Genomic DNA, 13,532 nt, shown 5'->3' with positions numbered 1-13,532 from the left:
TCTCGCGGCGCTCTTGTGCGACCGGTCGCAACACCGCTTACCCACGTCTCAGCAGATTACTCTTAACGCGTCCGTCACAGCTGTGAACCGGACCTTCTCCCGCTCGCCGAGGTAGTCGCCGTCGAGCTGGAACGCCTGCGGGCGGTCCGACACGAGGGTGAACTCCGCCAGGTCGTGCAGCCGCAGCACGTGCCGACCCTGCGGGCCGGCGTCGCGGGTGATGAACTGCGCCATCGTCAACGCCGTGGTCGGCACCCGCAGCCGGCGCAGCGCCAGCACGTCGAGCCCCAGGTCGAAGGAGGCGTTCGGGTTGGGGTTCACCGGCCGGTCACCGAGGTAGGTCCACGGCGCGGTGTTCTGGATGATCGCCGTCGCCAGCTCCGGCACGTCCTCCTCGCCCGGCCGCTCCAGCGTCATCGCCGGATGCCGGCGGTCCGACGCCAGGAAGTAGCGGTTGAGGATCGAACGCATGTAGAGCCCCGGCGTCGACACCCGACCGCGCCGGCGGGCGCCCTCGACCCGCCGGATCACCTCGGCGTCCAGCCCGAACCCCGCGCAGAACGTGAAGTAGCGGTCGTCGGCCAGCCCCAGCCCGATCGTGCGGTAGCGGCCCAGCCGCAGTCCCTCCAGGATCACGCTGGTGCCCTCCGCCCACCCCTTCGGCAGGCCGAGGGCACGGGCGAAGACGTTCGTCGACCCGCCGGGCACCACCGCCAGGGCCGGCAACCGGGTCGCCGGCGGCTGCGCCGGGTCGACGGTGGGCGGCGCCGCGGTCATCAGACCGTTCACGGTCTCGTTGACCGTGCCGTCGCCGCCCAGCGCCACCACCAGGTCGATGCCCTGCTCGGCCGCCTCCCGGGCGAGCGCCACCGCGTGGCCGCGCCGACGGGTGTAGCGCACCGTGAGGTCGACCTCGGTGCTGAGCGCCCGGACGAGCACGTCACGGCCGCGTTCGCTGGTCGTGGTGGCTTTCGGATTGACCACCAGGAGGGCCCGCATTCCCGGGACTGTACCGCGCACCGGCGCGGGTATCGTGGCGCCGTGACGACCTCGGACCAGGCGGCCCCACCACCGCCGCCACTGCGCTGGGCCGTACGGCTGCTGATCGGTGAGGCGGTCGCGCTCGGCCTGGTCGCGGCCTACCTCGTCTGGCAGGACCTGACCGCCACCGCCAACGATCTCGCGACCGCGCTGCTGCTGACCGCGTTCGCGGTCGCCGGGGCGCTGGCCCTCTGGGCGCTCGCGGTGGCGCTGCGACGGCGCCGGGCCGGCGCACGGGCGCCGGCGATCGTGCTCCAGCTCATGCTGCTGCCGGTCGGCTACTACATGATCCAGGGCGGCCTGGCCTGGTTGGGGCTGCCGTTGATCGTGCTCGGTCTGCTGGTGACCGCGCTGCTGGTGAGCCCGCCGACCACCAGGGCGCTCGGGCTGGGGTAGCCGGGCCGGCCGTCAGTGTGCGGTGGCGCGGCGGCTGAGCAGCCTGATCGTCGCCTCGCTGCCCGACGCGGTCGCCGAGGCCGACGTGGTCAGGGCGGTCAGCACCTTCCAGGCGAACGACGACTCCGACGGCAGCCGGGCCTCCGGCACCGTCGGGACCGTGACCTCGACGGTGAGCGCGTCGTCGGTCACCGCGAAGCGGCACCGCAGCTCGGTGCCCCGGGGGGCGATGGCGAGCAGCATGGCGCACGCCTCGTCGACCGCGATCCGCAGATCCTCGATCTCGTCGAGGGCGAACTGGAGCCGGGCGGCGAGCCCGGCGGTAGCCGTACGGAGCACGCCGAGGTAACCACCGTCGGCGGGCACGGTCAACAGCACGATGTCGTCATCGACCATCGGCTGGAAGTCTGTCGCGAGCTGGCCCACCATGCCCTCCCCCCGATGGCGGACTCTACCGCCCCGGAGCACCCCTCGTGCGCGGCGGTGCCGAAAGGGGGACGGGCTACCCCACCGGCGGGGTGACCGCCGCGGCGAGGGTGACGAGCGCCGGGCCCGTCAGGCGGTAGGGCACCCACTCGTCCATCGGCCCCGCGCCGATGGCGTGGTAGAAGTCGCGGGCCGGATTCCAGTTGAGCACCCACCACTCCAGCCGGGCGTAACCGCGCGCCACGCAGATGCCGGCCAGCGTCGACAGCAGCAGCCGGCCCGCGCCGGTGCCCCGGGCCGCCGGCCGTACGTAGAGGTCCTCCAGGTAGATGCCGTGCACGCCTTCCCAGGTGGAGAAGTTGAGGAACCACAGGGCATAGCCGACCGGCGTGTCGGCGGCGTCGACCGCCACGTGACCGAACAGCGCGGGTCGGGGGCCGAAGAGCGCGGCCGACAGTTGCGCCTCGGTCAGGTGGCACAGTTCCGGCGCCCGCTCGTATTCGGCGAGTTCGTGCACCATCGCGACGACGGCCGGCACGTCAGCGGGACGTGCCGGCCGTACGGTCGGGCCGGGTGGGGCTCCGGTCACGCCTGCTTGGTCTCCCAGAAGATCTTCGCGATCTCGTCGATCTTCTGGAGCAGCTCGTCCGCCTTGGCCAGGTCGGTCGAGCCCTTGGCGCCGGACGCGCCGGCCAGCTTGGTGGTCTCGTTGAAGAGCTGGTGCAGGTGCGGGTACTTCTCGAAGTGCGGGGCCTTGAAGTAGTCGGTCCACAGCACCCACAGGTGGTGCTTGACCAGCTCGGCGCGCTGCTCCTTGATGATGAGCGCCCGGGTGCGGAACTCCGGGTCCTCGTTCGCCTGGTACTTCTCGATGATGCCCTTGATCGACTCGGCCTCGATGCGGGCCTGGGCCGGGTCGTAGACACCGCACGGCAGGTCGCAGTGCGCGCTCACGACGGTGCGCGGGGTAAGAATGCGTGGAAGTCGCATCAGGACGCCTCCATGAGATGTTTGCGATGATCCGAGCCGACACTACTCCTGAGACCCGTGCCCCGCGGGACGGAGGTGAAACCTGTGCCGAACCCGTTCGGGCTGTTCGCCGTACTGGTCAGGGGACCGTCGATGGCGCCGACGCTGCGGCACGGCGACCTCCTGCTGGTCCGGCGCGGGGGGCGCGCGGTCCGACCTGGCGACATCGTGGTGGCGACCTTCCGGACCCGGCCGGACCTGCTGGTCGTCAAGCGCGCCGTCCGTGCCGACGACGGCGGTTGGTGGGTACGCGGTGACAACGAGCTGGTGACCGACGACTCCCGTGCGTACGGCGTAGCCGACGTACGCGGTCGGGTCCTGTTGCGCTACTGGCCGAGGCCCGGACGGCCGCGTTACCGACCGGTATGACCCTGGTCACAGGCGCCTTCCGGGGCCGACACTATGCTCGGTTGCCGTGAACCGGGTGACCCCCGCGCCGCACCGCCGGCCAGCGCAGACCTAGCACCCGAGCCGGTCGGACCGTACGCTCGACGCTCCAGGAGTCACCATGTCTTCGTCTATTGTGGACCCTTCCGATACCGTCGCTCCCTCGCTGGACGGCGACCCGGTCTTCGAGTTGCACCGGGGCGGCAAGATGGTCGTCGCCTCGACCGTGCCGCTCACCAGCCGGGAGGATCTCTCACTCGCCTACACCCCCGGCGTCGCCCGCGTGTGTGAGGCGATCGCCGCCGACGAGTCGCTCGTCGACGACTACACGTGGGTTTCGCACACGGTCGCGGTGGTCACCGACGGCTCCGCCGTACTCGGGCTGGGCAACATCGGCCCCCGCGCGGCGATGCCGGTCATGGAGGGCAAGGCGGTCCTGTTCAAGCAGTTCGGCGGCGTCGACGCGGTGCCGATCTGCCTCGACACCCAGGACGTCGACGAGATCGTCTCGGTGGTCACCGCGCTCGCACCGTCGTTCGGGGGCATCAACCTGGAGGACATCAGCGCGCCCCGCTGCTTCGAGATCGAGCGCCGGCTCGACGAGGCGCTGCCGATCCCGATCTTCCACGACGACCAGCACGGCACCGCGATCGTCGTACTCGCCGCGCTGCGCAACGCCGCCGCCCTGCTCGACCGCAAGCTCGGCGACCTGCGGGTGGTGATCAGCGGCGCCGGCGCGGCCGGGGTGGCGGTGGCGAAGATGCTGTTCGCCGGCGGGGTCAGCGCCGGTGACACCGTCGTCTGCGACTCCCGCGGGATCATCCACCGCGACCGCGCCGACCTCGGCCCGACGAAGGCCGAACTCGCCGAACTCACCAACTCCGCGGGCCGTACCGGCGGCATCGCCGACGCGCTGGCTGGCGCGGACGTGCTGATCGGGGTGTCCGGCGGCCAGATCGCCGAGGAGGCGGTCGCCGGCATGGCGCCGGGTGGCATCGTGTTCGCCCTGGCCAACCCGACCCCCGAGGTGCACCCCGACGTGGCCGCCCGGCACGCCGCCGTGGTCGCCACCGGCCGCAGCGACTTCCCCAACCAGATCAACAACGTGCTCGCCTTCCCGGGCATCTTCCGGGGGGCGCTCGACGCCCGGGCGACCGCGATCACCGACGGGATGAAGGTCGCCGCGGCGGACGCGATCGCAGGCGTGGTCGCCGAGGCGCTGAGCGCCGACGCGATCGTGCCCTCGCCGCTCGACCCCCGGGTGGCTCCGGCGGTCGCCGCCGCCGTGGCCGCCGCCGCCCGTCGCGACGGCGTCGCCCGCGCCTGACGGTTTCCGAACTGGGGCCGGCCCGAACGGGCCGGCCCCAGTTTCGTCGGGGCCCGGTCCGTTCGGGCCGTCAAGATCCGGGTGATCAGGGAGTACGTCGCACGACACACCGAGGACACGCCCGGCTTGGTCCCTGATCACCGTGATCGAGAGTGCATGATCTTGAAGGGGGTCGGGGGCGCTGCTAGCGTCCGGACATGCGCGCCGCCTACGCCTCGAAGTTCGACGATGACAACCCGCTCGCGGCCCTTGCCGTCGGCGACCGGCCCGAACCGGTGCTGCCCGACGACGACTGGGTGACCGTCGAGGTGCGGGCCAGCTCGCTCAACCACCACGACCTGTGGTCACTGCGCGGCGTCGGCCTCGGCGCCGCGCAGTTGCCGATGATCCTCGGCTGCGACGCGGCCGGGATCGACGACCGGGGCAACGAAGTGGTCGTCTACCCGGTGGTGCCGACCCCGGCGGATCCCCGGGGCATGTCCATCCTGTCCGAGCACCACCAGGGCACCTTCGCGGAGCGGGTGGCGGTGCCGCGCGCCAACCTGGTGCCCAAGCCCGCGGAGCTGTCGTTCACCGACGCGGCCTGCCTGCCGACGGCCTGGCTTACGGCCTACCGGATGCTCACCACGAAGGGGCGGGTCGACGAGGCCGAGGCGGTACTCGTGCAGGGGGCCGGCGGTGGGGTCGCCACCGCCGCCGTGGTGCTCGCCCTCGCGCTCGGCAAGCGGGTCTACGCGACCAGCCGCGATGCCGCCAAGCGGGACCGGATCGCCGGACTGGGGGCGACGGCGCTGGAACCCGGCGCCCGCCTGCCGGAACGGGTCGGCGTGGTGATCGAGACCGTCGGGGCGGCGACGTTCGACCACTCGCTGAAGTCCGCCGCGACGGGCGGCCGCATCGTCGTCTCCGGTGCGACCGCCGGACACGAGCCGAAGGTCAACCTGCGGCGGGTCTTCGCCATGCAGTTGGAGATCCTGGGCACGTCGATGGGCACCCCGGCCGAGCTGCGTGACCTGCTCGCCCTGTGTCGGGACCGGTCGGTGCGACCGGTGGTCGACAGCGTGCATGGGTTCTCCGCGGTGGGGGAGGCGTTCGCCCGGCTGCACTCCGGAAACGTCTTCGGCAAGGTCGTGCTCGACCACACCCGCTGACCGGTCCACCGACCCCTGGGCGGACCGGTGTGGACCACGCTCGTTCCGCAATCTGTAATCCGGACCTATGCGGCGTTTCAAAACGGACACTAAGGGAGCATAAGAGGCTGGAAAAGAACAAATAAGCTTCAGTAAAGGGTGACCTAAAGAAAACTAAAGGTTCGACGGGCGTCCTTGCCGCTGTGCAACTGATGAACTTCCCGGGCCGGGTAGAGTCGGTCCGTTCGTAACTCTGATCATCGCGAACGATTGTGTTCGAAGGAGTCAGATCTTGAAGTTCTCGGCAGCGCACAGGAGCACCGGGCGAGCCACCCACCGGCGCCCGACAGAGCCCCGGGTGCTCCGTCGTCCGACCCGCACACTGCTGGTTGTCCTGACCACGGTCGGCCTTGCTGTGACGGGTATCGGGGTTGCCGTGGCCGGTAGTCGCGGCGACTCCGTGACGGTGACCCGCGCCGGCACCGTCATCGACGGCGAGAAGATCAATGGTTATCTGCACATCAAAGCGAACAATGTGACAATCAGGAACGCCACTCTGCGTTACGCCGGCAATCATACGCTGCGCGTATTCAGTGGCTTCACTGGAACCGTCATCGAGGACACCAAGATCTATTGCGAGGCGGCGAAGACCAACGGTGTCGTGTTCGGCAACTACACCGCCCGCCGGGTCGACCTTTTCGGCTGCAAGAACGGATTCATGTATTCCGACTCGGCGCCGGCCGTCATCGTGGACTCGACATGGAACGGCAAGCCCGTCTCGGTCGGCTCGGACTCCGGCGGCCGGCCCGCGCCGGCCCCGTCACCGACCAGGTCGACCGCGCCGAGCCCGTCCCCGTCCCCGACGCCGAGCGCCACGACGTCGACCGCGCCGGCCCCGAAGCCGACCCGTACCACGACGTCCGCCCCGCCACCCCCGGCCGGCGGCGGCATCCCGGCGTCCTTCCCCGGACCGCACAACACCGGCGTGCCGGCCGGCGTGACGTTGAAGAACTCCGGCGGCATCACCGCCTCCCGCGACGGCCAGGTCATCAGCGGCCTCAACATCAACGGCTGCGTCACCGTCACCGCGAAGAACGTGGTCATCCGCAACTCGCGGATCAGTTGCGGCGGGACGTACTCGATCCGGACCAACGGGGCGAAGAACCTGGTCGTCGAGGATGTCGAGATCAACGGGCAGGGCAAGAACTCGGCCGCCGTCTGCTGCGGCGACTACACCCTGCGCCGGGTCGAGATCACCAACGTCATCGACGGGCCACGGCTCGGCAGCAACGTCCGGATCGAGGACTCCTGGATCCACCACCTGACCCGGGTCTCCGGCTCGCACAACGACGTACTCCAGACCACCGGGGCGTCCAACATCGTGGTGCGCGGCAACACGCTGGAGGCGTACAACCCGACGACGCGGGATCCGTTCAACGCCTGCCTGATGATCGGTTCGACGACCGGGCCGATCGTGTCGAACCTGACCTTCGAGCGAAACTACTGCAACGGCGGCAACTACTCCATCGGGGTCCGCGAGGATCTCAACGCCGCCAACATCGTCATCCGCAACAACGTCTACGGCCGTGACTACCGCTACGGCGTCATCGCCCGGCCGCAGCAGTCCGGCATCACCTGGGAGTCGGCCACCAACGTGTTCGCCGACAACCGCAAACCCGTCAAGTAGCGGGACCGACAAGCAGTTCGACGCCCTCCCCGGTGGACCGCGGGGCCGTGCGATCCGTACGGCCCCGCGGCTCGTCCACGCACACCTCCCGGTCGGCCGGGCGCCCGCCGTCCCAGCGGGTCGCCGTCCCAGGGCCGGGTACGCGACCGCGCGAGCCGTGCCGGTCAGAGCCGGTCGTCGAAGGCGGCGACCCCGTTGCGGCCGGCCCCGTCCGGCAGCCGGTGGCGGGCGTCCGGATCGCCGTAGAGCGTCCAGCGCAGGAAGTCCGTCGTCGTCTCGACCACCACCTCGAACGCCGGATCGCCGGTGCGCAGCAGCGAGCGGCCGTGGTCGCCGTCGGGCAGGCTCAGCATCGCCTTCGGCCAGGGCACCTGGTCGTACGCGGCCTTGCCGGAGGCGTACGACACCACCTCGTCCAACTCCCCGTGCACGAAAAGCTGCGGAGCGGCAGGTCCGCTGAACGTCGTACCGACCCCCAGCGCACTGCCGGCGAGCACGATCCCGGCGTCCAGCCGCTCGTCCCGGGCCAGGGTGAAGAGCCCCAGCGTGGTGATGCCACCGGCGGAGTGCCCGGCGGCGGCCACCCGGTCGGTTGCCAGCCGGCCGGCGAGCGGATCGCCGTCGCGCCCGCCGAGCGCCAGCACCTCGGTCACCACGTACGACACGTCGGCCGGCTGGTTCAGCACGTCGAAGACGTCCGGCTGGGTGGCCGTACCACTGGTCTTCGGGAAGCGGGGCGCCGCCACCACGAAGCCGGCCGCGGCCCAGCGGGTGAGTACCGCGGCGTACTCCTGGGGCGTGCCGGTGAGGCCGTGACTGAACGCGACCACCGGGAAGCGGCCGGTCGCCGCCCGCGCGCCGCTGCGGGGCGTACCGCCGGGTTCGCCGGCCGCCGGATACCACACCGTCACCGGCAGGGCCCGGCCGTCACGGGCGAGGTCGAGCTGCCGTACGCCGACCGCGAACGGCTCGGCCGGCGCGGCCCCGGGCGTGACCGGTGCGGCGCTCGCGGTGGCCGGTGCCGGCGCGGACGGGGCGTCCGTCGTGCCGCCCGAGTTCGGCGTGGGCTGCGGCGAGCAGCCGGCGACCGTCACCGCCAGCAGCGCGGTGACCAGGATCGGGATACGGCGGGAGCGTCGGGGCATCGCTCGATTGTGCCTCGCCACCCACCCGTCCCGTCCGGCCAACGGCCACGCCGGCAGCCGGCTACCCGCCCCGAGGCGCCCTTGCGCGCCGATCAAGGAGAAGTTGTGGCTTCGGCGGGGCGAGATGCCCGAAGTATCCCCATGATCGACGCGGCGTCCGGCGCGGCCGGCGGGGTGTCAGAGGCGGTTCTCGAATTCGGTTACGCCGGTCAGGTGGGCCGCGTCCGCGATCTTCTGCCGGGCGGCCTGGTCGCCCTGGAGGATCCAGCGCAGGAAGTGGGTCGTCGCGGCCATCGTCTGGGCGAAGCCCGGCCGCCCCGGCGTCAGGTAGGTGCCGTGGTCCTGCCCGACCAGGGTCAGGAACGCCTTCGGCCACGGCACCCGGTCGTACGCCGCCCGGCCCCGTGCCGCCTTGACGATCGGGTCGGCGCTCCCGTGCACGAAAAGCATCGGCGCGGCGGTGCCGCCGAACGCCACCCGGGAACCGCCGGCGATCACGATCCCGCCCCGCCACTGCTCGGCGTGGCCGTCGGTGAAGAGCCCGGCGGTGGTGAAGCCGCCCGCCGAGTGCCCGGCGGCGGCGATGTTCGCGGTGTCCAACCGGCCGGCGAACAGGTCGCCCGGCACCCGGTCGAGCCGGCTGAGCTGACGGATCACGTGACGGGCATCGGCCGGCTGGTGCCGTACGTCGTCCCGGTCGAACCGCCGGCTGCCGCGCTTGGTGTACGGGTATGCCGGCGCCACGACCACGAACCCGGCGGCCGCCAGCCGGGTCGTCACCGCCCGGTGCAGATCGGGCAGGCTGTCCAACCCGTGGCTGTAGAGCACGATCGGGAAACGCCCGGCGGCGACCTCGGCGTCGACCCGGGGCGTCGGGCCGGTCGGGCCGGCCGACGGATACCAGACAGTGGTGGGCAGCGGCCGGGCCGCACCCCGGCGCAGGTCCAGGGTCCGCACCCCGACCGGATAGCTCACCTGCGGCCCGGCGGCGGCACGGGGTGTTCCGGCCTGCGCCGGTTTCCCGACCGCCGGGGCGCAGCCAGCGAGCAGCACCGGCACAAGACCGATGATCAGTGCTGTGACCAGCCGTTTGGTGCCCACGCCTAGAAGGTAAGGGCGGGCCGGCGCGGCGAGGCCAGCTTTCCGGTTCCCCTGCGCCGGCCGGCCGGATGGTGTTGTCCCGATCATCGGCCGGCCGGCGCTGATCGTGATCAATTGCGGTGTCGGGAAGTCGCCGGTCGGAAAGGGGGTACGCCACGCCGACGGGAGCGGACCCACAACCGGACCCGACTTCGCTAGGGTCGTGCCCATGTCTGACGAGTACGTGGATCCGAGCGGGAACACGGAGGCCTTCCAGGCCTTCACACAGACGGCGGAACCGGCCGAATCGTCGTCGAAGCTGCCCCTGATCATCGGTGCGGCCGTCGCGGCGGTCGTGCTGCTCGCCCTGGTCGGCTGGCTGGCGCTGGGCTGACCCCAGGTCCCAGGGGAGCGCGGTCAGCCGCGCGCGGCCACGACGCTCCGGGTCTGCTCGGCGATCTCGCCCTCCTCGTCGGTGGGCACGACGCAGACCGCCACCGGCGAACCGTCGGGCGAGACGACCCGTTCCCCGGACCCGGCCGTGTTGCGCCCGGCGTCCACGGCGATCCCCAGCCGCTCCAGCCCGTCCAGTGCCGCCGCCCGCACCTCGGCGGCGTTCTCGCCGACCCCGGCCGTGAAGGTGATCGCGTCGAGCCGGCCCAGCAGGGCGTAGTAGGAGCCGACGTACGACCGGATCCGCCGGCAGTAGACGGCGAAGGCGAGCGCGGCGGCCCCGTCACCGGCGGCCCGCCGGGCCAGCACCTCACGCATGTCGTTGACGCCGCACAACCCGACCAGCCCGCTGCGCTGGTTGAGCAGGTCGTCGATCTCGTCGACGCTCATCCCCGCGGTGCGGCGCAGATGGAAGACGACCGCGGGATCGATGTCCCCGCTGCGGGTACCCATCACCAGCCCCTCCAGCGGGGACAGGCCCATCGAGGTGGCGACACTGCGCCCGCCCTCGACCGCGCACGCGCTGGCGCCGTTGCCCAGGTGCAGGGTGATCGTGTTGGTGTCGGCCGGGTCGCGGCCGAGCAGCCGCGCGGTCCGCCGGGAGACGTACGCGTGCGACGTGCCGTGGAAGCCGAACCGGTAGATGCTGTTCGCACGGGCCACCTCGGCGTCGATGGCGTACGTCGCCGCCTCCGGCGGCAGGGTGCGGTGGAAGGCGGTGTCGAAGACCGCCACCTGCGGTACGTCCGGCAGCAGTCGCCGGGCCACCTCGATCCCGGCCAGGTTGCCCGGATTGTGCAGCGGGGCGAGCGGGACAAGTTCCCGGATCCCGGCCACGACCTCGTCGTCGATCAGCGTCGGCTCGGCGAACCGCAGTCCGCCGTGCACGACCCGGTGCCCGATCGCCGCCAGCCCGCCCAGGTCGAGCCCGCCCATGATCTGCGCGAGGGCGGCTTCGTGATCCTCCGGGGCGTCGCCCGGCTCGCCGATCCGTTCGACGATGCCCCGGTCCACGACCCGGTCGCCGTCGTACAACCGGAACTTGACCGACGACGACCCGGAGTTCAAGACCAGGATTCGCATGGTCCTACCCCTTGTGTCCGGCGGCCTGGATCGCGGTGATGACGACCGTGTTGACGATGTCCTTCACCGTGGCGCCCCGGGACAGGTCGTTGACCGGCCGGCGCAGACCCTGCATCACCGGCCCGACCGCGACCGCGTTGGCCGAGCGCTGCACCGCCTTGTAGGTGTTGTTGCCGGTGTTCAGGTCGGGGAAGACGAACACGGTGGCCTGGCCGGCGACCGAACTGCCCGGCAACTTGGTCGCGGCGACGGCCGGGTCGATCGCGGCGTCGTACTGGATCGGGCCCTCGACCGGCAGGTCGGGCCGGCGCTGCCGGACCAGCGCGGTCGCCGCCGCCACCTTCTCGACGTCGGCGCCGGAGCCGGAGGTGCCCGTCGAGTAGGACAGCATCGCCACCCGCGGCGTGATGCCGAACTGCTCGGCGGTCACCGCACTCGACAACGCGATGTCGGCGAGCTGGACGACGTCGGGGTCGGGGTTGACCGCGCAGTCGCCGTAGACCAGCACCCGGTCGGCGAGCAGCATGAAGAAGACGCTGGACGCGACCGATACGCCGGGCACCGTCTTGATCACCTCGAACGCCGGCCGGATCGTCGCCGCGGTGGTGTGTGTCGCGCCGGAGACCATGCCGTCGGCGTGGCCGGCGGCGACCATCATCGTGCCGAAGTAGTTGGGGTCGGTGACCACGTCGCGGGCCAGGTCGAGGGTGACGCCCTTGTGCCGGCGCAGGTCGGCGTAGCTGGCCGCGAACTCCTCCCGCCAGGCGCTGGTCGTCGGGTCGACCGTCTCGATCCCGTCGACGTCGACGCCCAGCTCGCGGGCCTTGCGGGCGATCTCGTCCGGATCGCCGAGCAGGGTGAGGTCGGCGACACCGCGGCGGAGCAGCAGTTCGGCGGCGCGCAGGATCCGCCCCTCGGTGCCCTCCGGCAGCACGATCCGGCGGCGGTCGGCCCGGGCCCGGTCGACCAGGTCGTACTCGAACATCAGCGGGGTGACCCGGCCGGAGCGGGTGACCCGCAGCCGCCGGGACAGCTCCTCGGTGTCCACATGGGACTCGAACGCGCCGAGTGCCGCCTCGACCTTGCGCGGGTTGGTGGCGGTCGGCCGGCCCTCGATCCGGGCCGAGGCGGCCACCGTGTCGAAGCTGTCGGTGTGTGCCAGCAGCACGGCGAGCCCGGTGTCGAGCCCTTCGACCAGGCGCATCGCCCGCGGGTCGGGCCGTTCGCCCAGCGTCAGCACCACGCCGGCCACCGACACCTGGCCGGCGGCGTGCGCGGCGTGCGCGGCGACCAGCAGATCGGCCCGGTCGCCGGGGGTGATGACCAGGCAGCCGTCGGTCAGGTGGTCGAGCAGGGTCGGCACGTGCGCGGCACCGACGACGAAGTCCAGCACGTCCCGGGAGTACGCCGCGTCGGTGCCGGCCAGCCGGTCGGCGCCCAGCGCCGCCGCCACCTCGGCCACCGTCGGCGCCGACACCGCCGGCACCTCGGGGATCGCGTACGCCGGCACCGGCAGCCCGGGCGGCTCGGTCCCGGGCCGGACCCGGTTGGCCACCACGGCCAGCACGGTCGCGTCCAGGTCCTCCAGGTCGTGGTACGCGCTGCGGGCCGCCGCCGCGATCGCTTCGCCGTCCTTCCCCAACCCGTCGACCACCGGTACGACCACACTGCCGAACTCGGTCGCCAGCCGGGCGTTGAACGCCAGTTCGCGGGGCAGCCCGCCGGGGGTGTCACCGCCGTCGTCGTCGAAGTCGCTGCCGACCACCACCATCGCCGCGCAGCGCCGCTCCGCCGCCCGGTAGCGCTCGACGATCCGCGAGATCAGTTCCTCGCGCCGGCCGTCGGCGACCAGGACGGCCGCCTCGGCATAGGTGGTGCCGTACAGGTCGGCGTACGGCAGCTCGATCCGGTAGCGGTCGCGCAGCAGCGTGAGGATCGGGTCGTCGTCGCCGGTGACCAGCGGCCGGAACGCGCCGATCCGCTCGACCTGCCGGGACAGCAGCTCGGCGAGGCCGAGCGCGACGGCCGACTTGCCGCCGCCGGAGCCGATGCTGGCGATGTAGACGCTGCGGCGGTTCACGTCGGTTACTCGTCGTCCTCGTCGTCGAGGCGCGCCAGCCAGGTGGCGAACCGCTCGACCGGCGTCTCGAACTCCGGGTTGATGTCGACGAAGTCGCGCAGCCGCTCACCGAGCCATTCGATGGTGACGCTCTCTTCGCCCCGGCGCTGCACCAGTTCCTCGATGCCGCGGTCGGTGAAGTACATGGCCTGCTCCTCGATTCCGGGCGCGTCGCCGGCGGGCCGGTGGCGGGTCGTCGACCACACCACCGGCCCGCCGGTCGGGCGCG

At 71.9% G+C, this 13,532-nt stretch carries 15 protein-coding genes; 6 read left to right on the top strand and 9 right to left on the bottom strand.

All coding sequences use genetic code 11. The features are described from left to right. Positions 1–48 precede the first annotated feature (48 nt). On the bottom strand, positions 49–999 hold the full coding sequence (locus QCD66_RS31365) for a diacylglycerol kinase family protein (protein ID WP_357533206.1): 951 nt from the start codon (positions 997–999) through the stop codon (positions 49–51). A 42-nt stretch (positions 1,000–1,041) separates the two neighbouring features. On the opposite strand from QCD66_RS31365, the gene QCD66_RS31360 reads away from it, so the two are divergent. After that, on the top strand, positions 1,042–1,437 hold the full coding sequence (locus QCD66_RS31360) for a hypothetical protein (RefSeq protein WP_364218219.1): 396 nt from the start codon (positions 1,042–1,044) through the stop codon (positions 1,435–1,437). 12 nt (positions 1,438–1,449) lie between these two features. On the opposite strand, the gene QCD66_RS31355 is transcribed toward QCD66_RS31360, so the two are convergent. The 3 genes from QCD66_RS31355 to sodN form a co-directional block, all read right to left on the bottom strand. Further along, positions 1,450–1,833 carry an ATP-binding protein gene (locus tag QCD66_RS31355; RefSeq protein ID WP_357533202.1) on the bottom strand — a complete coding sequence of 128 codons (384 nt, stop codon included), beginning with the start codon at positions 1,831–1,833 and terminating at the stop codon, positions 1,450–1,452. A gap of 106 nt (positions 1,834–1,939) precedes the next feature. Next, a complete protein-coding gene (locus QCD66_RS31350) occupies positions 1,940–2,383 on the bottom strand; it encodes a GNAT family N-acetyltransferase (protein WP_375735452.1) in 444 nt (147 codons plus the stop codon). Between the two features lie 65 nt (positions 2,384–2,448). Then, positions 2,449–2,853, bottom strand: coding sequence for a superoxide dismutase, Ni (gene sodN, locus QCD66_RS31345; RefSeq protein ID WP_357533201.1), 405 nt, complete (start codon positions 2,851–2,853; stop codon positions 2,449–2,451). Positions 2,854–2,937: 84 nt separating this feature from the next. On the opposite strand from sodN, the gene QCD66_RS31340 reads away from it, so the two are divergent. The 4 genes from QCD66_RS31340 to QCD66_RS31325 all read left to right on the top strand — a co-directional run bounded on the left by QCD66_RS31340 (position 2,938) and on the right by QCD66_RS31325 (position 7,423). Beyond that, positions 2,938–3,261, top strand: coding sequence for a S26 family signal peptidase (locus tag QCD66_RS31340; protein ID WP_364218222.1), 324 nt, complete (start codon positions 2,938–2,940; stop codon positions 3,259–3,261). A 139-nt stretch (positions 3,262–3,400) separates the two neighbouring features. Continuing rightward, positions 3,401–4,606, top strand: coding sequence for an NADP-dependent malic enzyme (locus QCD66_RS31335; RefSeq protein ID WP_364218224.1), 1,206 nt, complete (start codon positions 3,401–3,403; stop codon positions 4,604–4,606). A 197-nt stretch (positions 4,607–4,803) separates the two neighbouring features. Further along, positions 4,804–5,757: a zinc-binding dehydrogenase gene (locus QCD66_RS31330; RefSeq protein ID WP_364218226.1), complete on the top strand. Its 954-nt coding sequence runs from the start codon at positions 4,804–4,806 to the stop codon at positions 5,755–5,757. A 415-nt stretch (positions 5,758–6,172) separates the two neighbouring features. Then, positions 6,173–7,423 (top strand): hypothetical protein, encoded by a 1,251-nt coding sequence (locus QCD66_RS31325; protein ID WP_375735439.1) that lies wholly within the window; start codon positions 6,173–6,175, stop codon positions 7,421–7,423. Positions 7,424–7,587: 164 nt separating this feature from the next. On the opposite strand, the gene QCD66_RS31320 is transcribed toward QCD66_RS31325, so the two are convergent. Then, positions 7,588–8,568, bottom strand: a complete 981-nt coding sequence (locus tag QCD66_RS31320) for an alpha/beta hydrolase family protein (RefSeq protein ID WP_375735440.1) — start codon at positions 8,566–8,568, stop codon at positions 7,588–7,590. A 177-nt stretch (positions 8,569–8,745) separates the two neighbouring features. Continuing rightward, entirely contained in the window at positions 8,746–9,669 is a 924-nt protein-coding gene (locus QCD66_RS31315; protein WP_375735441.1) for an alpha/beta hydrolase family protein, read from the bottom strand. A gap of 208 nt (positions 9,670–9,877) precedes the next feature. Between QCD66_RS31315 and QCD66_RS31310 the strand changes: the two genes are divergently transcribed. Then, positions 9,878–10,042 carry a hypothetical protein gene (locus QCD66_RS31310; protein WP_357533190.1) on the top strand — a complete coding sequence of 55 codons (165 nt, stop codon included), beginning with the start codon at positions 9,878–9,880 and terminating at the stop codon, positions 10,040–10,042. A 23-nt stretch (positions 10,043–10,065) separates the two neighbouring features. On the opposite strand, the gene QCD66_RS31305 is transcribed toward QCD66_RS31310, so the two are convergent. From QCD66_RS31305 to QCD66_RS31295, 3 genes are read right to left on the bottom strand one after another with little or no spacing between them, the layout of a single operon-like run. Continuing rightward, positions 10,066–11,184 (bottom strand): acetate/propionate family kinase, encoded by a 1,119-nt coding sequence (locus QCD66_RS31305; protein ID WP_375735442.1) that lies wholly within the window; start codon positions 11,182–11,184, stop codon positions 10,066–10,068. 4 nt (positions 11,185–11,188) lie between these two features. Next, positions 11,189–13,264 carry a phosphate acetyltransferase gene (pta, locus tag QCD66_RS31300; protein ID WP_375735443.1) on the bottom strand — a complete coding sequence of 692 codons (2,076 nt, stop codon included), beginning with the start codon at positions 13,262–13,264 and terminating at the stop codon, positions 11,189–11,191. A gap of 5 nt (positions 13,265–13,269) precedes the next feature. Continuing rightward, complete coding sequence (locus QCD66_RS31295; RefSeq protein WP_357533186.1) at positions 13,270–13,449, bottom strand: DUF6104 family protein; 180 nt, start codon at positions 13,447–13,449, stop codon at positions 13,270–13,272. Positions 13,450–13,532 lie beyond the last annotated feature (83 nt).

The sequence above is a fragment of the Polymorphospora sp. A560 genome (genome assembly GCF_045781765.1).
In the GTDB taxonomy this organism is placed as follows: domain Bacteria; phylum Actinomycetota; class Actinomycetes; order Mycobacteriales; family Micromonosporaceae; genus Polymorphospora; species Polymorphospora lycopeni.
The sequence above is the reverse complement of the archived record's forward strand: the minus strand, read 5'-3'. Positions and strand labels throughout refer to the sequence as shown.